A 24808-nucleotide genomic window follows, 5' to 3' on the forward strand; every position below is an offset into this window, starting at 1 on the left:
GCGACACCTCCTCTTGAGGCGGACTAGAAATCCACCAGGCTCAGGCCGATGCTGAGCACCGTGCGCTTGCGGTTGTAGTCGACCAGCGTGTCGCCGTAGCCATGGAACAGCTGCGTGTGGAAGCGCAGGTTGCTCGCGGTCGAGTCGCCGATGGCCTTGAGCCATTCGAGCCGGACCGATCCGCGGCCGGTGTCGCGCAGGTTGTTGCGCACCGTGATGCCCAGGGTGTTGTCGCGGTTGAAGTTCCAGCGGCCCGTGACTTCGGCGCGGCCGATGTAGTTGGAGATGTCGGGGTTGTCGTCCTTTGCCGCATCTTCCGACATCCGCTGCCAGATGCGCCCGGTGATGCTGAAGCGGTCGTCGAGCTCGGCACCGCCCATCAGGTACACGCGGTTCCAACTGCGCGACAGCGGCAGGCTCTGGCCATTCGACTGGTGCACCACGCCCACGCCCGCGTAGCGCCAGCGCCAGCCACCGGGCAGGTTGAAGTCGAGCGGATAGACGTACATCAGCTCGGGCTCGTGGTCGGTGGTGCGGAACGGCCGCGAGACCGAGCCGTTGAACAGCTGCCAGGTCGACTGCTGCGAGTACGCGAACCACAGCGAGTCCTTCTTGGCCGGCTCGTTCTGCGTGAGCAGGCCCTGAGCGACCTTGGTACGCACGGAAAGGCCGATGCGCATTTCGTTGGCCTGGTAGGCCACGTCGGACGCGGTGTGGCCGTTGGAGGGCGACGTGGGCGTCTCGGGCTTGCTGCTGGCGGCCGAGGCCGACACGTTCAGCGGCCGATAGCCGCGGAACACGAAGGCGCCGCAATCAGTGCCGTTCTCGAGTTCCCAGAAGCGAGACAGGATCGAATACTGCCGGTCGCGGCAGCCTTCGCTGGTGGCGACCGAAACCACGCGGGTGGCCGGAATCGAGGCGTCCACCGGCGGAGGCGGCTGCGTGCTGGCCAGCACGGGCGGCGCCACCGGCACCGAGACCGAAGGCAGCGTCTGCTGCTGGGTCCAGCGGTCGAAGCAGGCCAGGCGCGCTTCTTTGTTGTTGCTGAGCGCGGCGCATTGCTGCCAGGTCAGTTGGGCATCGGCCAGCGGGCTGCGCGGCCTGTCGACCGCTTGTGCGTGCACCGGCGCCGCAAAGAGGCCGGGAGCCAGCAGCAGGCCTGCGGCCAGCGTGGTGCGTAGATGGATTGCGTTCATTTCTCTCGGGTCCGTTCCGTCTTTTTCAGAGTGAAGGGATGTGTGCTGTCGTCGGCGGCATTGCGCCATGTGCCCTTGAACTCGCGGCCGCACGAGTCCGGCTGCAGCGAGCCCGACCACACGCCGCTGATGCTGCGGCCGTCGAGCGATTCGTCGATGGCAAGTTCGCCCTCGTCGTCGACGTCGCCCGCGAGCTGGGCCACGGAAGTGCGCGCCGAAGGTAGGGCTGCCGTGCGCGTGATGGTGCCGCGCACGCCCGCGTACTCGGGGTGCTTGCCGAGCCGCACCAGGGCCGCATCGGGCAGGCCGTCGAAGCGCGCCTGCCAGTCGCCATAGAGCGCCTCGATGGGCAGGTCCCGCGCGGTGGCCGGGCAGCCGGCCTCTGCCGTGTGCGGGCCCGCGGGGCCGGCGCATGCCGTGCAGAGCGCCGCCACGAGGAGAAGAGCGAACGGTGTCTTCATGGTGCGGAGGCGGCTGCTGCGGCGGCGGCCGCGCTGTCCTGGGCCTTGCGCGCGAACTCGGCGCGCAGTGCCTTGAGTTTTTCGCGCGGGTCTTCGCGGGTGGTGGTCTTGTCCAGGCCCATCTCGGCGATGAAGCGGCTCGGCACGCAGGGCACCATCTCGCGGCCCTGCTTGCGCTTCTTGGTCCAGCTCACCGCCAGGCTGCGCTGCGCCCGGGTGATGCCCACGTACATCAGGCGGCGCTCTTCCTGCAGCCGCTGCAGCGTCTCGTCGCTCACCTTGAGTTGTCGGCCGTTGTCGTCTTCGAGCTTGAAGGGCAGCAGGCCCTCGGTCACGCCGATCAGCATCACGTGCGGCCATTCGAGGCCCTTGGATGCATGCAACGTGGAGAGCGTCACCACGTTCTGGTCCTGCTCGCGCTCGCTGATGGTGGAGAGCAGCGAGATGGTCTGCGCCACCTCGAGCAGGCTCTTGCGCTCGCCTTCAATGTTGTCGTTGGCGCCCGAGGCATCGTCGAGGCCGCCGCCCGCGCGCTGCGACATCCAGTCGACGAACTCCAGCACGTTGGTCCAGCGCGCTGCCGCTGCCTGCTCGCTGTCCTCGCCGTCGTACAGGTGCTTCTCGTAGTCGATCTCCTTCAACCAGTCGAGCATGAAGGTGCGCGAATCTTCGGCGCCCATGGTGCGGCGCGCGCGGTATTCCAGGTCGTTGATGTAGCGGCCGAACTCGTGGATGCCCTCGAGTGTGCGCTTGGGCATGACGCTCGGCAGCGACGGGCTGAACAGCGCCTCGAACAGGCTCAGCTTGTACTGGCTGGCAAAGGTGCCGAGGCTCGCGAGCGTGGTGTGGCCGATGCCGCGCTTGGGCGTGGTGATGGCGCGCAGGAACGCGGGGTCGTCGTCGTTGTTGACCCACAGGCGGAACCAGCCGCACAGGTCCTTGATTTCGGCGCGGTCGAAGAAGCTCTGGCCGCCCGACACCTTGTAGGGGATCTGCGCCTTGCGCAGCGCCTGCTCGAACACGCGTGCCTGGTGGTTGGCGCGGTAGAGGATCGCGAAATCGCGGAACTCCTTGTACTGCTTGCCTTGCGTGACGGCATCGCCCGCGCGCAGGCTGACGATGCGCGCCACGGCGCGCTCGGCCTCGTGCGCCTCGGAGTCGGCATCGACGATGCGCACCGGCTCGCCTTCGCCGAGCTCGGAGAACAGCGTCTTCGGAAACAGCTTGGGGTTGGGGCCGATCACGTTGTTGGCCGCACGGAGGATCGCGCTGGTCGAACGGTAGTTCTGCTCGAGCTTGATGACCTTCAGGGTCGGGAAGTCGACCGGCAGCTTGCGCAGGTTGTCCAGCGTGGCGCCGCGCCAGCCGTAGATCGACTGGTCGTCGTCGCCCACCGCGGTGAAGCGGCCGCGCTCGCCGGCCAGCGCCTTCAGCACTTCATATTGGGTGGCATTGGTGTCCTGGTATTCGTCCACCAGGATGTGGCCCAGCGCGGCCTGCCACTTGGCGCGCACCTCGTCGAAATCGCGCAACAGCTTGAGCGGCATGCCGATGAGGTCGTCGAAGTCGACGCTCTGGTAGGCCGTGAGCCGCTCTTCGTAGCGCGACATGATGCGCGCGGTGATGCGCTCGTTGTCGTCCGCCGCGGCCGCTTCGGCGTCTGCGGCATTGAGGCCCATGTTCTTCCACTTGCTGATGGTCCACTGCCAGATGCGCGCGGTGGCCGTATCGGTCGTGCCGCCGGCGTCCTTCAGGATCTTGGTGACGTCGTCGCCGTCGAGAATGCTGAAGGCGGGCTTCAGGCCCAGCACGGCGCCGTCTTCTCGCATCATGCGCACGCCCAGCGCGTGAAAGGTGCAGATCACCACGTGCTTGGCGTCGCGCCCGATCAGCCCCTTGGCGCGTTCGCGCATTTCGCTGGCGGCCTTGTTGGTGAAGGTGATGGCCGCGATGCGCTTGGGCTCCAGCCCGGCCTGGATGAGCCGGCCGATCTTGTGCGTGATGACGCGCGTCTTGCCCGAACCCGCGCCCGCCAGCACGAGGCAGGGCCCGTGCAGGTAATTGACCGCTTCTTGTTGCGCGAGATTGAGACCGGAAGACATGGAGAGTGGGAACGGAAGGCCCGCGGGAGAACGGCGGACGCAAAGCGCGCAATGATACGGGGCGCATGTTTCCGGAGGGGCCGCCAGAGTTCACGATGCGAGACGCAACGACAATGGGGCCGTGCTCGCTGTATTTCTCGTAACTTTTCCTTTCTTCGCCTTGATCGCGGCCGGCTATGGCGCCGCGCGCGCCCGCGTCCTGCCGCTCGATGCGATTCCGGGTCTCAACACCTTCGTTCTGTACTTCGCGCTGCCTTGCATGTTGTTGCGATTTGGCGCCGGCACGCCGATCGGGCAGCTGCTCGACGGCAGCGTCGCGCTGGTCTGGGGCCTGAGCGCGCTGGCCGTGGTGGCGGGCGTGGTGGTCTTCACCCGCAATGCACGCATCGGCTGGAACGACGGTGCCTTCGGCGCGCTGGTGGCCGCCTTTCCGAACACCGGCTTCATGGGCGTGCCGCTCCTGGTGGCGCTGCTCGGTGCAGAGGCCGCGGGACCGATCATCATCACCATCGCCTTCGATCTGGTCGTGACCTCGTCGCTGTGCATTGCGCTGTCGCGCCTCGACGGAGTCAGTGGCGGCGGCGGTGCGGCGCAGCGCGGCCCCCGGCAGGCGGCACGCCAGGCGCTGCGCGGCGTGCTGGTCAATCCGATGCCGTGGTCGATCCTGCTGGGCGTGCTGCTGTCGGCCGCGCGCTGGCGCCTGCCGGGGCCGGTGGAGCGCACCATCGCCATGCTGGCCGATGCGGCTTCGCCGGTGGCGCTCTTCACCATTGGCGCGGTGTTGGCGCGGTCGGCCTTGCTTGCGCGGGAGCACGGGGCCAGCGCGGCGGTGGCGGCGGCCATGGGCACCCGGTCGGCCGTTCCGCCCAAGGCGCCGCTGGCCGACGTGCTGCCGGTGGTGCTGGTCAAGCTGCTCGCGCATCCGGTGCTGGTCTGGGCGCTGGGGCAGGGCGCCATCGCACTCGGCCTGCCGCTCTCGTCGTCGGCGCTGGTGGTCATCGTGCTGGTGGCGGCGCTGCCGAGCGCCAGCAACGTGTCGATGCTGGCCGAGCGCTTCGGAGCCGACAACGGCCGCATCGCGCGCATCATCCTGTGGACGACGGTGGCGACCTTCTTCAGTTTTCCGCTGGCGGTGGGGCTGCTGCGCTGAACCGGCGCGCCCCGGCCTCAGGCCGTCAGGGGGTCAGTACGCCGAGCTTGAAGGGGTCGGCGTCCGGCAGGCGCTCGCACTTGGAGAAATCGCGGCCCTGGCTGCCGTCGCAATAGAACGCGTTGTAGACGAGCCCGAAGAGCGTGGGGCTGGCCGTGAAGAGCACGCCATGGTCGGGCTGCCAGTTGTCCTTGGCCGACCCGGTGCTGGCCTCCGGCTGCCTGGCCGGGATTGCCGCCGAGATGGGCGTGAATTCCGCCAGCGTCTTGTGGGCTTCGTCGCCGCGCCAGCGCGACGCCAGTTCGGTCGCCGAGGGCCTGGTTGCCACGGGCAGCAGCACGCCGTTCACCTGCAGGCCGTAGTCGAAGCGGTGCGTCTTGCCGGCCAGAAAGGCGTAGGCGCATGCGGCCATGCACTGGCCGCGGACCTCGGTGTCCACGCCGCTCGAGCGGATGGCGTCGGCATAGGCGCCGGCCGCCTCGGCGGTGCCGCCGAACGAATCCTCGAACACCACGGTGCGCACGGTGCCCTTGGCAAGGTACTGGGTGAAGGTCTTGACGGTGCTGCCGTCGAGCATGCCCGACACCACCAGCCGGCTGCCCTGCAGTTCGAGTTCGGCCGCCGGGCATGCGAGGCATGCGAACAAAAGAGCCGAACCGAGAGATAAAGGCAGTTTCACGACAACCCCTGCAAACCAGCGTGCTTGCTTGATGCGCGGAGCCGAAATGGGCTTCGCACAGCGACAGCTTGCGCAGCGCGCGAGGGGTCAGTCAACTTCTTTTTCAGAATATTTCCCGCTTTGCGACTGGCCGTAAGACATACCTACTGGTATTACCGTTATTACTTCAGATGAATACTTGTGTTTTCATTGCACCTGCTAGAGTGTTTGCAAATCAAAGTATGAATGGGTAGCACGATGACAATACTTGTTCGTGTCCTGTTGTGGCTGGCATGGGTTGCTGGCGTGAGCTGGTTCTGGCACGCCGGCGAGCTCGGCACCGGCACTTCGCTGGCCCTGGGCGCCCTCAGCCTGGTGGTGTTCGCATGGCCCGGCAGCATCGCGCGGCGCCGCAGCTCCGAACTGCGCTATATCGACGTCGGCAAGGAGCCCGCAGGCCTGCACCACTGACCGCGCGGCGCGCACGGCTCAGATGCTGTGCGGATCGACGTCGACGAGCCAGCGGATCACGCCCTTGCCTTCGGGCGTGCGCCGCAACGCGTGCAAGAGCGGCTGCCACCCGGCCAGCAGGCGCTGCAGCGCCGCGCGCGAGGGGCTTTCGATGAGCATCTGGGCTCTTTCCACGTTGGCCACGCGCTGGATGGCAAGCGGCACCGCCGGATAGCGCACCACGCGGTCGGCGCCTTCGAGGGCATCGGCGGCCGCGCTCGCGGCATTCAAGAAAGCCTGGGCGGCCTCCTGCGTGCGCGCATCGGCCCGCAGCAGGGCCTGGAATGCGAACGGCGGCATGCCGGCCGCGGCCCGCTCCTCCAGCTGCTGCCGGGCGAAAGCGGTGTAGTCGTGCCTGCGCAGCGCGGCAAAAAGCGGGTGCTGCGCATGGTGCGTCTGGATCCACATCTCGGCCGTGGCGCCTTGGGCCGCCAGGTACGCAGCGTCGCGGCCGGCGCGGCCCGCCGATTGCATCAGCAGGCTGAACAGCCGCTCGGGTGCGCGAAAGTCGCTGGAGAACAGCGCGCCGTCGGGGTTCACCGCCGCCACCAGGGTGATGCGGCGAAAGTCATGCCCCTTGGCGATCATCTGCGTGCCGACCAGCACGTCGACCTCGCCCGAATGCACGGCCGCCAGCTGCGATTCGAGCGCGCCCTGCTTCTTGGTGCTGTCGGCATCGATGCGCGCGATGCGCACCGCAGTGCCGTCGGGCCGCTTCACCGCCGCGAACAGTTCGGCCAGGTGTTCTTCGAGCCGCTCGGTGCCGCGGCCGACGGGTGCGATGTCGGGATTGCCGCAGGACGGGCAGGCGCGCGGCACGCGCTCGGTAAAGCCGCAGTGGTGGCAGCGCAGCGTGCGGTCGATCTTGTGGAACACACGGTAGGCGCTGCAATGCGGGCATTCGCTCTTCCAGCCGCAATCGGCGCAGGCCAGAACCGGCGCGTAGCCGCGGCGGTTCAGGAACACCATGCTCTGCTCGCCGCGCGCAATGCGCTGGCCGATGGCGTCGAGCAGCGCGCCCGAGAGCACGGTCTTGGGCGGCTGCAGGTTCGTGTCCACGAGCCGCACCGCGGGCAGCTCGCCCGCGCCAATGCGCGACGGCATGGCCAGCCGCACATAGCGCCCGCCCGGGTCTTCGCCCTCGGCGGGGCGGCTCTGGTGCCAGCTTTCGAGCGAGGGCGTGGCCGAGCCCAGGATGACTTTTGCGCCTTCGCGCTGGCCGCGCCACACGGCAAGGTCGCGCGCCGAATAGCGTGCGCCTTCCTGCTGCTTGTAGCTGGGGTCGTGCTCCTCGTCGACCACGATGAGCTTCAGCCCCGGTATCGACGCAAACACCGCCATGCGCGTGCCCAGCACGATGCGCGCGGCGCCGCTGTGCGCCCCGAGCCAGCTCGCGAGCCGCTGCGGGTTGGTCATGCCGCTGTGCAGCGACACCACCGCCTCGTCGCCGAAACGCGCCTTGAAGCGTGCTTCGAGCTGCGGCGTCAGGTTGATCTCGGGCACCATCACCAGCGCCTGCGCGCCGGCATCGCGCGCGAGCAGGTCCGCCACGCAGCGCAGGTAGACCTCGGTCTTGCCGCTGCCGGTGCTGCCGACCAGCAGGAAGGTGCCCGTCTCGGCTTCGATGCGGGCCAGGGCGGCCGTCTGCTCGGGGCTCAGCGCGATCAGGTTGGCGGCTTCGTCGGTGGCGGCCACGGGGCCGGTCGTCGCCTTGCGTTTGAGGCGGCGCGCCAGTTGGGTCGTCGTCAGGTCGCGCAGTTGCGGCGGCAGGGCGGCCAGGGCGATTTCGCCGATCGAGCGCTGGTAGTAGCGCGCGGCAAAGGCGACCAGGTCGCGCCAGGCTTCACCGAGAGGCGACAGCGCATCCAGAGCCGCGCCGACGGGCTTGAGCGCCATGTCGGGCTCGGCGCCGTCCAGCGAGCTTGCCTCGTTCCAGACCACGCCCAGCACCTCGCGCCGGCCCAGCGGCACCCGCACCAGCGTGCCGGGCGCGAGCGGCGCCGCGCCGGTGTAGCTCAGCAGATCGCCAAGGGCGGCATGCGCGGGCGTTTGCACCGCGACGTCGAGCCGCCAGGCCATCGCTGCGGGTGCGCTGGCCGGTGTTGCTGTTTCCGTTTCGGGGGCTTCGACGGGGGGAGAAATGGGCGTCCTTGTTGGCAAGGTTTGTTAATGCGACTTTGAGCAAAACCACTTAAGTTGTTGATTTTTCAGCGGTTTGACAGTCGTCCAGAGTTTCTGTGGATAACTTTGTTGACAACAGGGCTCGACACGCCCGCAAGCCTTACAGATCAAGCGTCTGACTGGGTTGCCCTCAAAAAAAGCAAAATCCAAATCCTATATGAATCAACAACTTACGGCTGCTATTGGTTTGGAAGCAAAGAGCGAGGCTCTTCAGATGTTCTGGCGCAGTGCAGCACATGTTTTGTGCATAAGTCGGGCCTCCTACACCGTTTTTACGCTTGACAAACGGCTTGGATTGGATTTTCAACGCCGCGAGCGTCCTGGCGCAGCCCGCCCGCGCGGTTACACAAGTATCAGCCCTCAGCCCTCAGCCCTCAGCCCTCAGCCGCGCAGGGCGCGCGATTGGGCGTGCACCGCCTGCACCAGCGCTGCCACGTGGTCCGGCGGCGTGAACTGGCTGATGCCATGGCCCAGGTTGAAGATGTGGGTCGGCCCGGGCACGCCGGCATCGGTGTGCGGCTTGCCGAAAGCGTTCAGCACCTTGGCCACCTCGGCTTCGATCTGCGCGGGCGGCGCGAACAGCACGTTGGGATCGATGTTGCCTTGCAGGGCCTTGGCCTTGTCGCCTTCGCCCACCAGCCGACGCGCGGCCGCGAGGTTCACGGTCCAGTCGACGCCGAGCACTTCGCAGTCGAGCGCGCGCATGGCCTCGAGCCACAGGCCGCCGCCCTTGGTGAACACGATGCGCGGCACGGGTTGCCCGTCGGCGCCGTTGCGCTTCAGGCCGGCCAGCACGCGCGCCGTGTAGGCGAGGCTGAATTCCTGGAACGCGCCGTCGGCCAGCACGCCGCCCCAGCTGTCGAACACCATCACGGCCTGCGCGCCGGCGTCGATCTGCGCATTGAGATAAGTGGCCACCGAATCGGCATTCACTGCGAGCAGGCGGTGCATCAGGTCGGGGCGGCCGTAGAGCATGCTCTTCACGAGCCGGTAGTCGCTCGAGCCCGCACCTTCCACCATGTAGCAGGCGAGCGTCCAGGGGCTGCCCGAGAAGCCGATCAGCGGCACCCGGCCATCGAGCGCCTTGCGGATCGACGCCACGGCGTCGAACACGTAGCGCAGCTTGGCCATGTCGGGCACTTCGAGCGCCGCAACGGCCGCTTCGCTCTGCACCGGGCGCGCGAAGCGCGGGCCTTCGCCGGCCTCGAACGACAGGCCCAGGCCCATGGCGTCGGGCACGGTGAGGATGTCCGAAAACAGGATGGCCGCATCGAGCGGATAGCGCGCGAGCGGCTGCAGCGTGACTTCGGTCGCGTAGTCGACGTTGGTCGCCAGTCCCATGAAGCTGCCGGCCTTGGCGCGGGTGGCCACGTATTCGGGCAGGTAGCGCCCGGCCTGGCGCATGAGCCAGACGGGCGTGTGGTCTGTGGCCTGGCGCCAGCAGGCCCGCAGGAAAGTGTCGTTTTGCAATGGGGCGAAAGGCATGTCCCGATTGTCGCAGGGGCCCGTGCCCGCGCGCCCGCGGTTATCCCGGAAGCCGACCGGTGGCGGCCGTGCGCTCAGACCGCCGGCACTCCCACGGGCGGCGACTTGGCCGCACTGCGCCGGTACAGCACCAGCGTTGCCACCAGCCCGCAAACGGCGGCCGCCGTCATCCACAGCCCCGGCGCGCCCTTGTCGCCCGTCATCTCGATGAGGCCGGTGGCAATGGCCGGCGTGAACCCGCCGAACAGCGCCGTCGCAAGGCTGTAGGCCAGCGAGAAGCCCGCGGTGCGCACATTGACCGGCATCACCTCGGTCAGTGCCACCACCATCGCACCGTTGTAGCTGGCATAAAGGAACGACAGCCACAGCTCGACCTCGAGCATGCGCCCGAAGCTCGGGGCGCCCACCAGCCATTTGAGCGACGGGTACGCGGTGAAGATGGTCAGCACCGTGAACAGGATCAAGAGCGGCTTGCGGCCGACGCGGTCGGACAGCGAGCCCATCACCGGCAGCCAGATGAAGTTCGAGACGGCCACGCACAGCGTGACAATCAGCGCATCGGTCGTGCTCAGGTGCAGCACCGACTTGCCGAAGGTGGGCGTGTAGACCGTGATCAGGTAGAACGACACCGTGGTCATCGACACCAGCATCATTCCCGCCACCACGAGGCCCCAGTTGGCCACCATCGACTGGAAGATCTCGCGTGCGTCGGGCCGGTGCTTGCGCGCCATGAACTCCTCGGTCTCCTGCAGAGAGCGCCGGATGACGAAGAGCACCGGCACGATCAGGCAGCCGACGAAGAACGGAATGCGCCAGTAGAAGTCGCCGATCTGCTGCGAGGTGAAGGTCACGTTGAGCCAATAGCCCAGTGCCGCCGCCACGATGATCGCCACCTGCTGGCTGGCCGACTGCCAACTCACGTAGAAGCCCTTGCGCCCCGGCGTGGCCATCTCCGACAAATAGACCGAGACGCCGCCCAGTTCCACGCCGGCCGAAAAACCCTGCAGCAGCCGGCCGACGAGCACCAGCAGCGGCGCCGCGAAGCCGATGGTGGCGTAGGCCGGTACGCAGGCGATGAGCAGCGTGCCGAGCGCCATGAGCGCGAGCGTGACGATCAGGCCCTTGCGCCGCCCCACGCGGTCGACATACGCACCGAGAAAAATCGCGCCCAGCGGCCGCATCAGGAAGCCCGCGCCGAAGGTCATGAACGTCAGCATCAGCGAGGCGAACTCGTCGCCGGCCGGGAAGAATGCCTTCGAGATCTGCGTGGCGTAGAAGCCGAACAGGAAGAAGTCGAACATCTCCATGAAATTGCCGCCCGTCACGCGCAGGACGGTGGCCAGTTTCGAGGAGGAGCCGGTGCTTGAAGAAAGGGCGCGGGCGGCCGTGCCCGGTTGCGCGTCGGAGTGCGCAGGATTCATCTCGTTGTCCCCTTGGGCGATGTAATGCGCCAAGGGTAGGCCGGGGTTCCCGACCGCTGCCTGACCGTGCGAGTCAGGTAGCTGTCACTGCGCGACTGTTCTGCTTCAGCTCTTGTACTTGACCGAGCAGCCGTAGGGCCGCGTCGAGGCCGCCGAGATCGGTTTGCCGCCAAAGACTTCGCCCAGCGCCTGGTTCACGTAGTTGGTCGCGGCCTTGATGTCGTCGGGCCGGGCCGACGCGATGCTGTCGATGCCGCCCGCGTACACCAGCATGCCCTTGGGATCGATGATGAAGATGTGCGGCGTGGTGCGCGCGCCGTAGGCCTGGCCGATCACGCCGTCTTCGTCCATCAGCACCGCGGTGGGCGACGCCTTTTGCGACTTCATCCATGCGTCGAGCGCGGCGGGCTGCAGGTAGTCGCTGGCCGCACGCTCGGTGGAGTTGACCGACAGCCAGACCACGCCCTGGGCCGTGGCGGCCTTCTGCGTGGCGGGCATGTTGCCGCTGTTGTAGTGCTTGCGCACGAACGGGCAGCCCGGGTTGGTCCACTCGAGCACCACGAACTTGCCCGCGAAGTCGGAGAGCTTGTGCTTGGCGCCGCTGGTGTCCACGGCAACGAAGTCGGGCGCCTGCTGGCCCACGGCGGGCGCGGCGAAGGCGTGGTTGCCCATCAGGAAGGTGGCACCCAGGGCCACGGCGGCGGCCACCACGGCGCGGCGCGAGGCGCGGCTGAGGGCGGCGCGGGCGTGGCGCGCGGCGCGAATGGAACGCGAGTCGGACGATGGCGAAAGTGACATGGCCAGCTTGAACTCCAAAAGAAAAAAACGAACGACGGCGACAGCTTAGAGCGCTTTGCTCACGTGCATGTGACAACCCATGTCACGCCGGGGTCAAAGCGCGGCGAGCGCCGCGCGCACCTCGTCCTTGCCCAGAATCTCGGTCAGCACGATCGGCGGCTTGCCGGGCGCCTGCAGCACGTACAGCGGCACGCCGCTGCGCCCGAACGAGGTCAGGGCGGCGGTGATGGCGGGATCGCGGCGCGTCCAGTCGGCCCGCAGCATCGCGACCTTCTTGCTGTCGAAGTCGGCCAGCAGATCGGCATCCGCGAGCGTGGCCTTCTTGTTGTACTGGCAGGTCACGCACCATGCGGCGGTGAAGTCGATGAACACGGGCCGCCCGGCGCCGGTGAGTTCGGCCACGCGCTCGGTCGACCACGGCTGCCAGCGCTGGCCGGCATTGGACGCGAGCCTGGCGGGCTCCACCGTCTGCATCACGTTGCGGCCGATGGCCGCGGTGAGCACCGCCGTGAAGGCGACCAGCACCGTGGCAATCACGAGCCGCGTGCGGCCGCGCAGCGTCAGCGCCCAGACGATGGCGGCCATGCACACCAGCAGCGCGAGCAGCGTGCCCGCACCGTCGATGCCGCTTTGCTGGCCCAGCACCCAGACCAGCCAGGCCACGGTGGCGAACATCGGGAACGCCAGCAGCCGGCGCAGGGTGCCCATCCACGGGCCGGGCTTGGGCAGCAGCCGCGCCACGGCCGGAATGAAGCCGGCGACCAGGTACGGCAGCGCCAGCCCCAGGCCCAGCGCCGCGAACAGCAGCAGGGCCTGGACGGCCGGGAGCCCGATGGCAAAGCCGAGCGAAGCGCCCATGAACGGCGCGGTGCAGGGCGATGCGATCACCACAGCCAGGACGCCCGACAGGAAGTCGTTGGCGATCGGGTGCTTGGCCTGCGCGGAACACAGCGACGAAGGCGCCGCACGGCCGAACTCGAACACGCCCACCAGGTTGAGCCCGATCAGCGTGAACAGCGCCGCCAGCGCGGCCACCACGGCTGGCGATTGCAGCTGGAAGCCCCAGCCGAGCTGGGCGCCCGCCGCGCGCAGCGCCAGCATGGCGCCGCCGAGCGCGAGGAACGAGAGCATCACGCCCGCGGTGTAGGCCAGCCCCGCCGTGCGGTGGGCGCTGCGATTGCCGGCCTGCCGTGCGAAGCCCAGCACCTTGATGGCCAGGATCGGGAACACGCAGGGCATGAGGTTCAGCAGCAGGCCACCGAGCAGGGCGCCCAGCAACGCGAGGACGAAGGTGCCCGCGGGCTGGGGCGGCAACGCCGTGGGCGAGGCCGGCGCGCCGGCATTGGCCGCGTTCGCTGCATTGGCGGCCAGCGCGGCCTGCAGCGCGGGCGACACTTCGGCGCGCGGCGCGGCGGCCGCGGGCCAGGTGCCGCCGACCGGGGCCTCGGTGCGCCAGGCCACCGGTTGGCCCGGCTGCCGGTCGGGCTCGGCCAGCGCCACCACCAGCGGCAGCGTCGCCGGGCTGGCGCTGCGCTGTTCGGCCAGCGGCAGCGTGGCGGTCCAGGTGGCGCCTTGCCAGCTTTGCCTCCAGTCCTTGCCCGACTCCGCGGCGGTGCGGATCAGTTCGGGCGTTTCGGGGAAGAAGCCAAGGGTCTTGCCCTGTGCGGCGGCGGGCAGGCCTTCGAGGCGCACTTGCAGGTTGTTGCCATTGACCTCGACGGCGCCCGGCTTGGCGAGCGGTTGCGGCTGGGCCGCCTGGGCCGCGTCGAAATCGGCCTTGTGCAGCGCAGTCGAGCCCTGCAGCGGCAGCGCGAGGGTGAATTCGCCTTCCTCGGGAATGCATTCCTTGCGGCACACCAGCCACGTGGCCTTGAGCCGGACGTCGAGCGCTGAAGCCCCGGTGCCAAGGGCCAGCGGCGGCTTGAAATTGCTCGACACCTCGAGCGGCACCGGCAGCAGCACCGTGCCCTCGTAGCCGTAGTTGGCCAGGCTGCCGACCGGAATCTTCTTTGGCACCGGCCAGGCGATGTCGCCGGCCGCCACGCCCGGCGGCAGCGTCCAGTTCAGTTCGGTGGGCAGGCCGGAATCGCCGGCGTTCTTCCAGTAGGTGTGCCACTCGGGCTGGTGGGTGATCTGCAGCCCGACCCAGACCGGCGCGCCCGGCGCCACGCCTTGGGGCGCGTGCGCGACCAGTTCGGCGCGCACGTGGGGGGTGGTGACCACGGCACCCGGCTTGGATGCCAATTGGGCCGCAGCCGGCATGCAGGCTGCGGCGGTTGCTACCAGAAACGTAGCCAGATGAAAGAAGCGGGAAAAGATCATGCCGGTGAGTCGGAGCAGGCGGGCGGTGCGAAGTTCCGGGTATTCATGGGGCCTCAAGCGGCCCAGCCCAGCACCACGCGGCGGCTGTTGGCGCTCTTTTTCTCGATTTTGGTGACCACCACCGCGCCAATCTCGGAAGTGTTTGCAACATGCGTGCCGCCGCAGGGCTGGAAATCGATCTGCGCACCGCCCTCGCCGCCGATGCGGATGGTGCGCACGGTGCCCGTGCCGCGCGGTGGCTGCACGCTCATGCTCTTCACCAGCGCCGGATTCGCGTCGAGCTCCTCGTCGGTGATGGCGCCCACGGTCAGCGGATGCGCCGCGCCCACCAGCCGCGCGAGGCCGGCGGTCAGCGCTTCCTTGTCGAGCGGATCGGTCATGTGAAAGTCGATGCGCGCGTAGTCGGGCGTGATCGAGCAGCCGTTGACCGGCACCGGCACGAGGTGGCACAGCAGGTGGCTGGCGGTGTGAAAGCGCATCAGCCGGTGGCGGCGCTCCCAGTCGAGGCGCGCCGTCACCGTGTCGCCGGGTTTCAGCGCGGCGAGCAGTTCGGCCTGCCCAGGGGCCGGCACGTGAACGAACTCGGCGGTGGGCTGGCCTTCCTCGTTCTTCGCCTTTCGGGTGTCGGCAATGGCGATTTCGCGGCCATCGGCCAGCGCCAGCACGCCGGAGTCGCCGGCCTGCCCGCCGCCCAGCGGATAGAACACGGTGCGGTCCAGCACGACGCCGGTCTCGTCGATGCGCAGAATGCGGGCTTCGCAGGTGCGCAGGTAGGCGTCGGCACGGAACAGGTCGTCGGTCATGCGGCCGATGGTAGCGGCGATGCGCCAATGGGGTGCGCCCACGCCAAAAAGCGCCCATGACCGACAGCCCTTGCCGGCGCCGTCCGCATGATCTGCTTCAAAGCGGCCGGCATGCCGCGACAACCGAGGAGAGCGAATGAAGGTACCGAACATCGCCGTTTCTTCCCTGGTCTCCATGGCCGCCGTGGCCGCGGCGCTGGCGCTGGCGGGCTGCGGCGAAGCCGCCAAGCTGCCCCCCGAAGCCACCATCGGACCGCGGCCGCAACTGGCCCAGCCCAACAGGACCCTGATTCCCACCGTCAACGTGGCCACCGCGGTAGGGTGGTCGGACGCCGCCGGGCCCAAGGCCGCCGACGGCCTGCGCGTGAATGCGCTGGCGCGCGGGCTGGACCATCCGCGCTGGGTCTATACCCTGCCCAACGGCGACGTGCTGGTGGCCGAAAGCAACAAGCCGCCCAAGCCCGAAGGCAGCGGCGACGGCGGCGGTCCTATGGCCAAGATCCGCAACTGGGTCATGGGCAAGGTCATGAGCCGCGCAGGCGCGGGCGTGCCGAGCCCCAACCGCATCACGCTGCTGCGCGATGCCGACGGAGACGGCGCGGCCGAAGTGCGGCACGTATTCCTGTCGAACCTGAGTTCGCCCTTCGGCATGGCGCTGGTCGGCAACGAGCTTTTCATCGCCAACGCCGACGCGCTCGTCAAGGTGCCCTACACCGAAGGCCAGACCTCGGCCAGCGCCACGCCCACGGTGGTCACGCCGCTGCCGGCGGGCATCAACCACCACTGGACCAAGAACGTGATCGCCAATCCCGACGGCACCAAGCTCTACGTCACGGTCGGCTCCAACAGCAACATCGGCGAGAACGGGCTTGCGGCCGAAGAAGGCCGCGCCGCCATCTGGGAGGTCGACGTGAAGACCGGCACAAAACGCCTGTTCGCGAGCGGCCTGCGCAACCCGAACGGCCTGGCCTGGCACCCCGAGACCAAGGCGCTGTGGACCGTGGTCAACGAGCGCGACGAAATCGGCAGCGACCTCGTGCCCGACTACCTGACCTCCGTGAAAGACGGCGCCTTCTACGGCTGGCCCTGGAGCTACTTCGGCAACCACGTGGATGCGCGCGTCACGCCGCAGAAGCCCGACCTGGTGGCCAAGGCCCTCGTGCCCGACTACGCGCTCGGCTCGCACGTTGCGCCGCTGGGGCTGGTGTTTTCCGACGGCCGCGGCATGCCCGCCGAATTCGCGAGCGGCGCCTTCATCGGCGAACACGGCTCGTGGAACCGCAAGCCCAAGTCGGGCTACAAGGTGGTGTTCGTGCCCTTCATCGGCGGCAACCCGAGCGGGCCGCCGGTCGACGTGCTGACCGGCTTTCTCACGGCAGACGAAAAGGCGCAGGGCCGGCCGGTGGGCGTGGCGCTCGACAAGAACGGCGCGCTGCTGGTGGCGGACGACGTGGGCAACGTGGTCTGGCGCGTCACGCGGGCAAAGCCGCAGTAGGCCGCAATGGCGTCTGGCTTCTAGCGCCGCGGGCGGCCGATTCGAAACAGCCGGTGCCGGCGCAGCGCGTGCCCCTCGGGCACGCTCGGGTGATCGAAAGCGCCGGGCAGGTCTTCATGCATGCCGATACGTTCCATCACGGCCGCCGAGCGGAGATTGCCGAGCGCCGTGAACGCCACGATCTCGTCGAGCCCGAGCCGCTCGAAGCCGACTTGCAGGGCGCCGCGCGCCGCCTCGGTCGCGAGCCCCTGACCCCACCACTGGCGCGCGAAGCGCCAGCCGATCTCGACGCACGGTGAAAAGGGCAGCGTGGCCAGCGGCGCGTTCAGGCCCGTGAACCCCGCGAACCCGCCCGAATCCTTGTGCTCGACGGCCCATAAGCCCCAGCCGTTGGCGGCGATGCGTGCCTGGAGGCTCGCCGCCAGCGCATCGCTGTCGGCGCGAGTGGGAAGCGGCAGCAGGAATGCCATGACTTCCGGGTCGGCCGCGAGCGCGGCAAAAGGCGCGAAATCGCTCTCGCGCCACTGGCGCAACCGCAGGCGCGGGGTTTCGAATTCGATCGGGGGCTGGATGCTGTCGGCCATATGCCGATTGTGCTCAGAACCCCGCGAGCACCACCTTGCCCTGCGCAGTGCCGCTCTCGATGAGCGCATGCGCCTTCCTGAGGTTGGCCGCATTGATGGTGCCGAAGCTCGCGTTGGCGGTCGTGCGGATGCGGCCCGCATCGACCAGCGCCGCCACTTCAGCCAGCAGCGCGCCCTGCTCGGCGATGTCCGGCGTTTCGAAGCGCGAGCGCGCGAACATCATTTCCCAGTGCAGCGAGATGCACTTGGTCTTGAGCGGCATCACGTCGAGCGACGGCAGGTCGTCGATCACCGCGAGCTGGCCCTGGGGCTTGAGGCTTTCGATGATCTGCGCGTAGTGCTGGCCGGTCTGCGTGAGGCTCGCAACCATGTCGACCTCGCCGATGCCGGCGGCCTTGAGTTCGGCCGCGAGCGGCTTCGAATGGTCGATGACCACGTGCGCGCCGAGCGCCAGGCACCAGGCCCGCGTCTCGGCCCGCGAGGCCGTGGCCACCACGCGCAACTGCGTGAGCTGGCGCGCAAGCTGGATCAGGATCGAACCCACGCCGCCGGCCCCGCCGGTCACGAGCAGCGTCTGTCCCGCTCCGCCGTTCTTCGGCACCCTGAGGCGGTCGAACAGCAGCTCGTACGCGGTGATGGTGGTGAGCGGCAGCGCGGCGGCCTGCGCGTCGTCGAGGCTCCTGGGCGCGAGGGCGGCGATGCGCTCGTCGACCGCGTGCAGTTCCGAATTGGCGCCGGGCCGGACGATCGAGCCGGCGTAGTAGACGCGGTCGCCGACCTTGAAGTTCTCGACCCCGGCGCCGATGGCCTCGACGGTGCCGGCGGCATCCCAGCCCAGCACCTTGGCCTGGCCGGCCTCGGGCGCCATGTTCTTGCGCACCTTGGTGTCGACCGGGTTGACCGAGATGGCCTTCACCCGCACCAGCAGGTCGCGCGGGCCGGCCACGGGCGCGGGCAGTTCGATGTCCTGCAGCGACTCCGGGTTGTCGATGGGGAGGGCTTGGTAGTAGCCGATGGCTTTCATGTCGGGTGACCTTTCTTGAATGGATGGCGTCACTGTAGGATGGCAATCAAAAATTGATAAGACCGTCCAGATCAGCAACACTTTCAAATGAAGATTGAAAATCTCTCGGACCTGCAGGTGCTGGTGCAGACGGCGCGCGGCGGTACGCTCACGGCCGCCGCCCATGCGCTGGGCATGACGCCGGCCGCCGCCAGTGCCACGCTCAAGCGGCTGGAAACGCAGCTCGGCGCGCGGCTCTTCGAGCGCTCGACCCGCGCCATGCGCCTGACTTCGCAGGGCCAGACCTTGCTCGACTACGCGGTGCGCGCCTTCGAACTGCTCGACGAAGGCGAATCGCTGGTCACCGCCGATCGCGGCGAACTGGTCGGCACCCTGCGCGTGGCCGCTCCGTCGGACCTCACGCGCAGCACGCTGCTGCCCTGGTTCGACGAATTCCTCGCGCTGCACCCGGGCGTCCAGCTCTCTCTTTCCGTGGGCGACCGGCTGCTCGACGTGACCCGCGACGAGGTCGACGTGGCGCTGCGCTACGGTGCGCTGGCCGATTCACGCCTGGTGGCGCGGCCCTTTGCCCTGACCAATCCGCTGCTCACCGCGTCGCCCGGTTACCTGCGCCGCCATGCCGCGCCGAAGACGCCGCAAGACCTGGTGCACCACAACTGCCTCACCTTCGACCGCGGCGGGCGCCGCCACCGCACGTGGCGCTTTGCGCAGAACGGGCAGTGGACCGAAGTGCGGGTCAAGGGCGACCGCAGCGTGGACGACGCCTCGCTGGCGCGCGAGTGGGCCGTGGCGGGGCGCGGCATCACGCTGAAGTCGGCGCTCGACGTGCGCAACGACATCCGCAGCGGCCGGCTGGTGCACCTGCTGCCCGAGTGGGATACCGAGCCCTATCCGCTGCATGCGTTGCTGCCGAGCGGGCGCTTCGTGCCGGCGCGCGTGCGGGCGCTGGTGGACTTTCTGGCGCTGAAGTTCGAGGCGCTGACCGCCGCCGTTTAGATCATGGGCGTGACCGCGCCATCCATCGCGACGATCGCGCCGGTGATGTAGCTCGCCTTTGGCGATGCCAGGAACACGACGGCATTGGCAATCTCTTCCGGCGCGGCGATGCGTCCGAGCGGGAGCCGGGCCTTGGCGCGCTCCAGCGCCTCGTCGCTGCCGATGCCCTGCAGCTTCGCATCCGCCTTCAGGCCTTCCTGCAGCCGCTCGGTCAGCGTGAGGCCGGGGTTTACGGCGTTCACGCGCACGCCCTTGGCCGCGTAGGCCGCGGCCATGCCGGCGCTCACCAGCATCAGCGCGGCGTTGGCCGCGCCGCCGGCCATGTGGACCGGGCTCGCCACCTTGCCGCCCTGTCCGATCACGTTGACGATGGCGCCTCGGCCGCGCTGGCCCATGCGTTTCACCACCGGATCGATCATGTGGATGTAGGTGAAGTACTTGGCGTCCATGGCGTCGTGCCAGGCGGTGGCGTTCAGCTCGTCGGGCGGTGTGCGGCGCGCGGCGCCGGCGGAATTGACCAGCACGTCGACCGGGCCGAAGGCCTGCTCGGCCGCATCGAGCGCGGCCACAGCACCGGCCGGGTCCTTGAGGTCGGCGGCATGCACCGAGACCCGGCCTTCGGCCTCGGCAAACGCCTCGACCAGCGTCTTGCGGCCCTGTTCCAGGTTCTGCAGATCGCGCGACACCAGGCTCACGCGCGCGCCCTCGCGCAGGAAGCCCAACGCGCAAGCCAGGCCGATGCCCTTGCTGCCGCCGGTGATCAGAACGTGCCGGTCCTGGAGCTGGAGGTCCATGTGAGAGTCCTTGTAGCGTTGAAAGAGAGGAGGGAAGAGCGCCGCGTGGCGCGGGGTCGCGTGGATTGAATCACCGCTCTAAGATCGGCGGATGAACGCATCCCCGGTATCCCTGCCCCGCTACTGGTCTCAACTGACGACGCGCGACTTCGCCGCGCTCGATGTGGCAGCCACGGTCGCGGTGCTGCCGCTCGGCGCCACCGAGCAGCACGGGCCCCATCTGCCGATGGGCGTGGACACGGTGCTGGCAGACGGCATCGTGGCGGCGGCGCTGCCGCTGCTGCCGGCGGAATTGCCGGTGCTGTTCCTGCCGACGCAGCAGATCGGCCTGAGCCCCGAGCACGCGCGTTTCGCGGGCACGCTCACGCTGTCGGCCGAGACCGTGATCCGCATGTGGAACGAGATCGGCGCCGGTGTGGCGCGCGCCGGCGTGAAGAAGCTGGTGCTGTTCAACGCGCACGGCGGCCATGTGGGTGCGATGGACATGGTGGCGCGCGAGTTGCGCGCGGCACACGGGCTCATCGTCTACAGCGTGAGCTGGTTCAACCTGCCGCTGGGCGATGCGGGCGCGCAGTTCGGCGCGGACGAACACCGCTTCGGCGTGCATGCCGGCGACATCGAGACCTCGATGATGCTGGCGCTCGCGCCGCAGCAGGTGCGCATGGGCGAGGCGAAGAACTTCCGCTCCACCTCGCAGCAGCGCGCGGCCGACTACGCGATCCTCGGCAACGGCAAGAGCGCCAAGCTCGGCTGGGCCATGGAGGACTACAACGCAGAGGGCGCCGCGGGCAACGCGGCCGCCGCGACGGCACCGCGCGGGCAGGCGGTGGTCGATGCGGCGGCGCAGCAACTCGCGCTGCTGCTGGCCGAGGTGTCGCGCCTGCCGCTGGACACGGCCAATACGCAGCCGCTGCCCTGACTTTCTGGGTCAGGAATTGTTGCGGGCCAGCACGCCGGCAAACATGCCGGAATCGACATTGCCACCGCTCACGCAGATGCCCACCGTCTTGCCGCGCCAGCGCTCCCGCTGCTGAAGCGCGCCTGCCAGCGCCGCGGCGCCGGCGCCTTCGGCCACGTTGTGGGTGTCGCTGAAGAGAATGCGCATGGCCTCGGCAATCTCGTCGTCGGTGACGGTGATCACGTCGTCGGCTTCGCGCAGGATCACCTCGACCGATTCGGGCACCGGCGTGCGGCAGGCCATGCCGTCGGCCAGCCGCGTGTTGGCCGGCGACTCGACGGGCCGGCCGGCGCGGAAGGAATCGCGGTAAGCCGTGGCATGCGCCGACACCACGCCGACGAGCCTGGTCGACACGCCGCAATGCGCCCGCGCGGCGGCTGCGGCGGCAAAACCGGAGCCCAGACCGATGGGCACGAACAGCACGTCGGGCGGCGCGTCTTTCAGTGCGCTGAAGAATTCGACGTACGCGGTCGACACGCCGCGCACCAGCTCGCGGTGGAACGACGGCACGCGATGCATGCCGTCGCGCTCGGCGAGCATGGCCGCATGCTCGGCAGCCGCCTGGAAGTCGTCGCCATGCTCGACCAGCTGCACGCCCAGGGCGCGCATGGCGGCATTCTTCTCGATCGAGTTGCCATGCGGCACCACGATGGTGGCCGCGAGCCCGTGCCGCCGGGCCGCGAAGCCGACCGACTGGCCGTGGTTTCCGCGCGTAGCGCTGATGGCATGGCGCACGCCCGGCTGCTCGCGCGCCAGCGTTTCGAAGTAAGTGAGCCCGCCGCGGATCTTGAAGGCGCCTGCGGGCGTGTGGTTCTCGTGCTTGGCCCACACCGCGCTGCCGAGGCGCTGCGCGAGCAGCGGCCATGCGTACTGGGGCGTGGGCGGCATGGCGGCGCCGACGGTGCGCTGCGCGGATTCGATTTCGTCGCGGGTGAACCTCACGGGCGGCCTTTTTATTTGCGTTCTGTCAGTGCGACTCGCACCGCCAGCGCGGCCAGCACGCTGCCCATCACGTACCGCTGCGCGCGCAGCCAGCCGGCGCTTTGCGACAGCACGGCCGTGATGCTTGCGGCGCCGAAGATCACGACGGTATTGACCGCGGCGCTGCTCGCCATCTGCGCCATGCCCAGCTGCATGCTCTGCAGCAGCACCGAGCCCCGCTCGGGATGGATGAACTGCGGAAAGAACGAGAGGTAGAACATCGCGACCTTCGGGTTCAGCAGGTTGGTGAGAAAACCCATGCGAAACAGCTTGCCCGGCGGGTCGGCCGGCAGCGCGCGCGCCTCGAAGGGCGCATTGCCGCCGGGCTTGACCGCTTGCCATGCCAGCCACAGCAGATAGGCGGCGCCGGCAAGGCGGATGGCGTCGAACGCGACCGGCACGGCCAGCAGCAGCGCGGTGAGCCCGAGCGCGGCCGCGAACAGGTGGGCCAGGAAAGCCATCATCACGCCGCCGAGGGAGACCAGCCCGGCGCGGCGGCCCTGGATCAGCGTGCGCGACACGCAATAGATCATGTTCGGCCCCGGCGTGAGCGCGAGCAGCATGGAGGCAAGCGCGAACCAGGCGATTTCGGTCAAGGTCAGCATGTCGGTCAGAGCCCTTCGGATTGAAGCGTGACGGGGCCGTGGGGCGTGTCGAGCACGGCCACGAGATTGGGTGCGCCGGACTGCACGGCCATGCCGGACATGCCGATGGCCGACAGTGCGGCATCCAGGGCGGCCGCGCGCGGATGCGTGGCGTGCAGCGATCGCATCGCCAGGCCCGAGGCGGGCATGGCGTCGGTGGGGTGCACCGGCCCCCACTGGATCAGCGTGGGCAGCGCGCCATAGAACAGCCGCTGGCCGTCGTCGCGCACCGTGATCTGCCACTCGAGCCGGCCGGCGGGCGTGTCGCGTGAGGCTTCGAGCAAGTGGCCGCGGTCGATGTGCGCGTGTTCGTCGTGCGCCAGCGCCCGCAGCGCGGCGTGCGCGTCGGCCACGCGCGCAACGAAGTGCACCAGCCGCGGCCCGTGCTGCAAGAGGCCCGCCTGCAGCGCGGCGTCGTCCAGGTCGAACCAGCGGCGCGTGCCGCGGCGCGACGGCCGCTTGCCAGGCTCGATGGCGATGATCTCGAGGTAGGCCTGGGGAAAGGCCGCGCTCGCAATGTTCAGCAGCCGGTTGTGCGTGCCCATCAGCGGATGCGAACCGCCGGGGCCCGGCGTCACGCCCAGGGTGGCCTCGCACCACGCCACGCCCTCGGCCAGCGAAGCGGCGGCGATCACCAGGTGGTCGAGTTGCGCGTGCATGGTGCCTTGCCTTACAGCGTTACCTGGCCGTCGACGCAGGTCACGGCATCGCCGCCGACCCACACCTTGCCGTCGCCGTCGCGCTCGATGTACACGCGCCCGGCTCGTCCGAGGCACTGGCCTTGCGCGGCCACGTAGCGCCCCGGCATGTGGCCGTCGGCGATCAGCCATTCGGCGAGGCTGGCGTTGAGACTGCCGGTGACCGGGTCTTCCTCGACGCCGATGGGCGCGGCAAAGGCTCGCACCTCCAGGTCGATCTTCGGGCCGTCGTCGGCTTCGGCCGAGGCCTTGCCGCCAAAAGCGCGTGCCTCGCGGTTCGACCGGCCGATCAGCATCGACGAGCCCTCTGCCACGGGCACGCCCGCCACGCCGGCCTTGACGCCCAGTTCCTTGAGCATGCGGTGGTCCGGCGCCAGGCGCAGCACGGTGTCCGCATCGCTGAGCAGCAGGCCGAACCAGACGGGGCCGTTGTCGAGCACCTGGGCCGCGACGATCTGCTGCGCCTTCAGGCCCAGCGCACCCGCCACCTTGGCCAGCAGCGTGGGGCTGGGGGCGCTGCGCTTGAGCGGCGGGGCCGAGAACGCCAGGCGCCCGCCCTCGCGGCGCAGCGGCACCAGGCCGGCCGCGCACTGCTGCACGACCCGGCCCGCCGCCTTGGGCTTGCCGCCGGCCTGCAGCCAGGCATGGCAGCTGCCGATGGTCGGGTGGCCCGCGAAAGGCAGCTCGCCGCCGGGCGTGAAGATGCGCACGCGGTAGTCGGCCGTCGGGTCGGTCGGCGGCAGCAGGAAGGTGGTTTCGGACAGGTTCGTCCACTGAGCGAAGCGCTGCATCGCGGCGTCGTCGATCCCGGTGCCGTCGAGCACCACGGCGAGCGGGTTGCCGAGGTAAGGCGTTGCGGTGAAGACGTCGACTTGTTTGAACGGGCGGGGTTTCATGGGTGTCATTCGAGCGGGAGATCGAGCACGCCGCGCGTGCCCGGACGGGAGATCAGTTCGCCGTACCAGCGTTCGAGGTTCGGCCAGCTGGGGCGCTGGTATTCGGCCGGTGGCAGGCCGAACCAGCGGTGGGCTTCGCAGCCGATGGGAATGTCGGCCATGGTGAAGCGGTCGCCCGCCATGAAGGGCCGCCGTGCAAGGTGGGCGTCGAGCATCGCGAACAGGGCTTCGCTCGCATGGACGGAGGCGGCGATGAGCGCCGGTTCGCGTTCGGCCGGGGCCGTGCGCACCCATTGCACGAAGGCGTCGCGGCTCGCGCGGTTCAGCGTGGTCTGCTGCCAGTCCATCCAGCGCTCGGCGTCGAAGCGCGCGGGCAGGTCGCTGGGGTAGAGCTTGCCGTGGGAGTGCTTGGCGCACAGGTAGCGCACGATCACGTTCGATTCCCAGAGCGTGACGCGCTCGCTGCCTTCGCCGTCGTCGATGGTGGGCACCATCGCGTTCGGGTTGAGCGCAAGGTATTCGGGCGTCTGCACCACGCCGAACCGGCCACCGGCTTCGGTGCGTTGAAAGTCGAGCCCGAGCTCCTGCGCGCACCAGACGACTTTGCGCACGTTGATCGAACTGATGCGGCCCCAGATGTTGAGCATGTGT

23 protein-coding genes are annotated in these 24808 nt (G+C 68.9%); 5 read left to right on the forward strand and 18 right to left on the reverse strand.

What is annotated here, in order from left to right:
- Nucleotides 1–23 precede the first annotated feature (23 nt).
- From ACJ7Z0_RS19455 to ACJ7Z0_RS19465, 3 genes are read right to left on the reverse strand one after another with little or no spacing between them, the layout of a single operon-like run.
- Entirely contained in the window at nucleotides 24–1196 is a 1173-nt protein-coding gene (locus ACJ7Z0_RS19455; protein WP_434791140.1) for a phospholipase A, read from the reverse strand.
- Entirely contained in the window at nucleotides 1193–1657 is a 465-nt protein-coding gene (locus ACJ7Z0_RS19460) for a hypothetical protein (RefSeq protein ID WP_434791141.1), read from the reverse strand. The genes ACJ7Z0_RS19455 and ACJ7Z0_RS19460 overlap by 4 nt, the downstream gene beginning before the upstream one ends.
- On the reverse strand, nucleotides 1654–3759 hold the full coding sequence (locus ACJ7Z0_RS19465; protein ID WP_434791142.1) for an ATP-dependent helicase: 2106 nt from the start codon (nucleotides 3757–3759) through the stop codon (nucleotides 1654–1656). Before ACJ7Z0_RS19465 ends, ACJ7Z0_RS19460 begins: the two co-directional genes overlap by 4 nt.
- Before the next feature lie 121 nt (nucleotides 3760–3880).
- On the opposite strand from ACJ7Z0_RS19465, the gene ACJ7Z0_RS19470 reads away from it, so the two are divergent.
- Nucleotides 3881–4909 (forward strand): AEC family transporter, encoded by a 1029-nt coding sequence (locus ACJ7Z0_RS19470; protein WP_434791143.1) that lies wholly within the window; start codon nucleotides 3881–3883, stop codon nucleotides 4907–4909.
- A 25-nt stretch (nucleotides 4910–4934) separates the two neighbouring features.
- Here the strand turns inward: ACJ7Z0_RS19470 and ACJ7Z0_RS19475 are convergent, their stop codons facing one another.
- Nucleotides 4935–5588, reverse strand: coding sequence for a hypothetical protein (locus ACJ7Z0_RS19475; protein WP_434791144.1), 654 nt, complete (start codon nucleotides 5586–5588; stop codon nucleotides 4935–4937).
- Between the two features lie 237 nt (nucleotides 5589–5825).
- Between ACJ7Z0_RS19475 and ACJ7Z0_RS19480 the strand changes: the two genes are divergently transcribed.
- A complete protein-coding gene (locus tag ACJ7Z0_RS19480; RefSeq protein ID WP_434791145.1) occupies nucleotides 5826–6038 on the forward strand; it encodes a hypothetical protein in 213 nt (70 codons plus the stop codon).
- A gap of 18 nt (nucleotides 6039–6056) precedes the next feature.
- Here ACJ7Z0_RS19480 and priA read toward each other — a convergent pair whose 3' ends face one another.
- The 6 genes from priA to ACJ7Z0_RS19510 form a co-directional block, all read right to left on the reverse strand.
- Complete coding sequence (gene priA / locus ACJ7Z0_RS19485) at nucleotides 6057–8156, reverse strand: replication restart helicase PriA (protein ID WP_434792693.1); 2100 nt, start codon at nucleotides 8154–8156, stop codon at nucleotides 6057–6059.
- A 483-nt stretch (nucleotides 8157–8639) separates the two neighbouring features.
- A complete protein-coding gene (hemE, locus tag ACJ7Z0_RS19490) occupies nucleotides 8640–9743 on the reverse strand; it encodes a uroporphyrinogen decarboxylase (protein ID WP_434791146.1) in 1104 nt (367 codons plus the stop codon).
- A 74-nt stretch (nucleotides 9744–9817) separates the two neighbouring features.
- Nucleotides 9818–11164 (reverse strand): MFS transporter, encoded by a 1347-nt coding sequence (locus tag ACJ7Z0_RS19495; protein ID WP_434791147.1) that lies wholly within the window; start codon nucleotides 11162–11164, stop codon nucleotides 9818–9820.
- A gap of 105 nt (nucleotides 11165–11269) precedes the next feature.
- Nucleotides 11270–11962 carry a thioredoxin family protein gene (locus tag ACJ7Z0_RS19500; RefSeq protein WP_431125115.1) on the reverse strand — a complete coding sequence of 231 codons (693 nt, stop codon included), beginning with the start codon at nucleotides 11960–11962 and terminating at the stop codon, nucleotides 11270–11272.
- 93 nt (nucleotides 11963–12055) lie between these two features.
- Nucleotides 12056–14284: a protein-disulfide reductase DsbD family protein gene (locus ACJ7Z0_RS19505; RefSeq protein WP_434791148.1), complete on the reverse strand. Its 2229-nt coding sequence runs from the start codon at nucleotides 14282–14284 to the stop codon at nucleotides 12056–12058.
- Between the two features lie 53 nt (nucleotides 14285–14337).
- On the reverse strand, nucleotides 14338–15087 hold the full coding sequence (locus ACJ7Z0_RS19510; protein ID WP_434792694.1) for an alanyl-tRNA editing protein: 750 nt from the start codon (nucleotides 15085–15087) through the stop codon (nucleotides 14338–14340).
- Between the two features lie 136 nt (nucleotides 15088–15223).
- Between ACJ7Z0_RS19510 and ACJ7Z0_RS19515 the strand changes: the two genes are divergently transcribed.
- A complete protein-coding gene (locus ACJ7Z0_RS19515; protein WP_434791149.1) occupies nucleotides 15224–16582 on the forward strand; it encodes a PQQ-dependent sugar dehydrogenase in 1359 nt (452 codons plus the stop codon).
- Nucleotides 16583–16602: 20 nt separating this feature from the next.
- Here ACJ7Z0_RS19515 and ACJ7Z0_RS19520 read toward each other — a convergent pair whose 3' ends face one another.
- Complete coding sequence (locus ACJ7Z0_RS19520; RefSeq protein WP_434791150.1) at nucleotides 16603–17166, reverse strand: GNAT family N-acetyltransferase; 564 nt, start codon at nucleotides 17164–17166, stop codon at nucleotides 16603–16605.
- 13 nt (nucleotides 17167–17179) lie between these two features.
- The gene (locus ACJ7Z0_RS19525; RefSeq protein WP_434791151.1) at nucleotides 17180–18190 is read right to left on the reverse strand and encodes a zinc-binding alcohol dehydrogenase family protein; all 1011 of its coding nucleotides are present in this window, start codon (nucleotides 18188–18190) and stop codon (nucleotides 17180–17182) included.
- An 87-nt stretch (nucleotides 18191–18277) separates the two neighbouring features.
- On the opposite strand from ACJ7Z0_RS19525, the gene ACJ7Z0_RS19530 reads away from it, so the two are divergent.
- Complete coding sequence (locus tag ACJ7Z0_RS19530) at nucleotides 18278–19186, forward strand: LysR family transcriptional regulator (protein ID WP_434791152.1); 909 nt, start codon at nucleotides 18278–18280, stop codon at nucleotides 19184–19186.
- Here ACJ7Z0_RS19530 and ACJ7Z0_RS19535 read toward each other — a convergent pair.
- On the reverse strand, nucleotides 19183–19980 hold the full coding sequence (locus ACJ7Z0_RS19535; protein WP_431125101.1) for an SDR family oxidoreductase: 798 nt from the start codon (nucleotides 19978–19980) through the stop codon (nucleotides 19183–19185). The genes ACJ7Z0_RS19530 and ACJ7Z0_RS19535 overlap by 4 nt on opposite strands.
- Nucleotides 19981–20071: 91 nt before the next feature.
- Here ACJ7Z0_RS19535 and ACJ7Z0_RS19540 point away from each other — a divergent pair, with 91 nt between their 5' ends.
- Nucleotides 20072–20899, forward strand: coding sequence for a creatininase family protein (locus ACJ7Z0_RS19540; RefSeq protein WP_434791153.1), 828 nt, complete (start codon nucleotides 20072–20074; stop codon nucleotides 20897–20899).
- Nucleotides 20900–20908: 9 nt separating this feature from the next.
- On the opposite strand, the gene ACJ7Z0_RS19545 is transcribed toward ACJ7Z0_RS19540, so the two are convergent.
- From ACJ7Z0_RS19545 to ACJ7Z0_RS19565, 5 genes are read right to left on the reverse strand one after another with little or no spacing between them, the layout of a single operon-like run.
- Nucleotides 20909–21880: a threonine dehydratase gene (locus tag ACJ7Z0_RS19545; RefSeq protein WP_434791154.1), complete on the reverse strand. Its 972-nt coding sequence runs from the start codon at nucleotides 21878–21880 to the stop codon at nucleotides 20909–20911.
- Nucleotides 21881–21891: 11 nt separating this feature from the next.
- A complete protein-coding gene (locus tag ACJ7Z0_RS19550) occupies nucleotides 21892–22524 on the reverse strand; it encodes a LysE family translocator (RefSeq protein WP_434791155.1) in 633 nt (210 codons plus the stop codon).
- A gap of 5 nt (nucleotides 22525–22529) precedes the next feature.
- Nucleotides 22530–23222: a VOC family protein gene (locus ACJ7Z0_RS19555; RefSeq protein ID WP_434791156.1), complete on the reverse strand. Its 693-nt coding sequence runs from the start codon at nucleotides 23220–23222 to the stop codon at nucleotides 22530–22532.
- A gap of 11 nt (nucleotides 23223–23233) precedes the next feature.
- Nucleotides 23234–24157, reverse strand: a complete 924-nt coding sequence (locus ACJ7Z0_RS19560; protein ID WP_434791157.1) for a PhzF family phenazine biosynthesis protein — start codon at nucleotides 24155–24157, stop codon at nucleotides 23234–23236.
- A 5-nt stretch (nucleotides 24158–24162) separates the two neighbouring features.
- On the reverse strand, nucleotides 24163–24804 hold the full coding sequence (locus ACJ7Z0_RS19565) for a glutathione S-transferase family protein (protein WP_434791158.1): 642 nt from the start codon (nucleotides 24802–24804) through the stop codon (nucleotides 24163–24165).
- Between the last annotated feature and the right edge of the window lie 4 nt (nucleotides 24805–24808).

The organism is Variovorax palleresanus, assembly GCF_051144945.1.
GTDB classification, from domain to species: domain Bacteria; phylum Pseudomonadota; class Gammaproteobacteria; order Burkholderiales; family Burkholderiaceae_C; genus Variovorax; species Variovorax paradoxus_S.

Excerpts from the sequence above, each read along its gene's own strand:
- ACJ7Z0_RS19500 (WP_431125115.1), bottom strand. The coding sequence starts at position 11,962 with ATGTCACTTTCGCCATCGTCCGACTCGCGTTCCATTCGCGCCGCGCGC.
- ACJ7Z0_RS19460 (WP_434791141.1), bottom strand. The coding sequence starts at position 1,657 with ATGAAGACACCGTTCGCTCTTCTCCTCGTGGCGGCGCTCTGCACGGCA.
- ACJ7Z0_RS19465 (WP_434791142.1), bottom strand. The coding sequence starts at position 3,759 with ATGTCTTCCGGTCTCAATCTCGCGCAACAAGAAGCGGTCAATTACCTG.
- ACJ7Z0_RS19455 (WP_434791140.1), bottom strand. The coding sequence starts at position 1,196 with ATGAACGCAATCCATCTACGCACCACGCTGGCCGCAGGCCTGCTGCTG.
- ACJ7Z0_RS19550 (WP_434791155.1), bottom strand. The coding sequence starts at position 22,524 with ATGCTGACCTTGACCGAAATCGCCTGGTTCGCGCTTGCCTCCATGCTG.
- ACJ7Z0_RS19510 (WP_434792694.1), bottom strand. The coding sequence starts at position 15,087 with ATGACCGACGACCTGTTCCGTGCCGACGCCTACCTGCGCACCTGCGAA.
- ACJ7Z0_RS19555 (WP_434791156.1), bottom strand. The coding sequence starts at position 23,222 with ATGCACGCGCAACTCGACCACCTGGTGATCGCCGCCGCTTCGCTGGCC.
- ACJ7Z0_RS19520 (WP_434791150.1), bottom strand. The coding sequence starts at position 17,166 with ATGGCCGACAGCATCCAGCCCCCGATCGAATTCGAAACCCCGCGCCTG.
- hemE (WP_434791146.1), bottom strand. The coding sequence starts at position 9,743 with ATGCCTTTCGCCCCATTGCAAAACGACACTTTCCTGCGGGCCTGCTGG.
- ACJ7Z0_RS19495 (WP_434791147.1), bottom strand. The coding sequence starts at position 11,164 with ATGAATCCTGCGCACTCCGACGCGCAACCGGGCACGGCCGCCCGCGCC.
- ACJ7Z0_RS19540 (WP_434791153.1), top strand. The coding sequence starts at position 20,072 with ATGAACGCATCCCCGGTATCCCTGCCCCGCTACTGGTCTCAACTGACG.
- priA (WP_434792693.1), bottom strand. The coding sequence starts at position 8,156 with ATGGCCTGGCGGCTCGACGTCGCGGTGCAAACGCCCGCGCATGCCGCC.
- ACJ7Z0_RS19530 (WP_434791152.1), top strand. The coding sequence starts at position 18,278 with ATGAAGATTGAAAATCTCTCGGACCTGCAGGTGCTGGTGCAGACGGCG.
- ACJ7Z0_RS19560 (WP_434791157.1), bottom strand. The coding sequence starts at position 24,157 with ATGAAACCCCGCCCGTTCAAACAAGTCGACGTCTTCACCGCAACGCCT.
- ACJ7Z0_RS19515 (WP_434791149.1), top strand. The coding sequence starts at position 15,224 with ATGAAGGTACCGAACATCGCCGTTTCTTCCCTGGTCTCCATGGCCGCC.
- ACJ7Z0_RS19535 (WP_431125101.1), bottom strand. The coding sequence starts at position 19,980 with ATGGACCTCCAGCTCCAGGACCGGCACGTTCTGATCACCGGCGGCAGC.
- ACJ7Z0_RS19505 (WP_434791148.1), bottom strand. The coding sequence starts at position 14,284 with ATGATCTTTTCCCGCTTCTTTCATCTGGCTACGTTTCTGGTAGCAACC.
- ACJ7Z0_RS19525 (WP_434791151.1), bottom strand. The coding sequence starts at position 18,190 with ATGAAAGCCATCGGCTACTACCAAGCCCTCCCCATCGACAACCCGGAG.
- ACJ7Z0_RS19565 (WP_434791158.1), bottom strand. The coding sequence starts at position 24,804 with ATGCTCAACATCTGGGGCCGCATCAGTTCGATCAACGTGCGCAAAGTC.
- ACJ7Z0_RS19480 (WP_434791145.1), top strand. The coding sequence starts at position 5,826 with ATGACAATACTTGTTCGTGTCCTGTTGTGGCTGGCATGGGTTGCTGGC.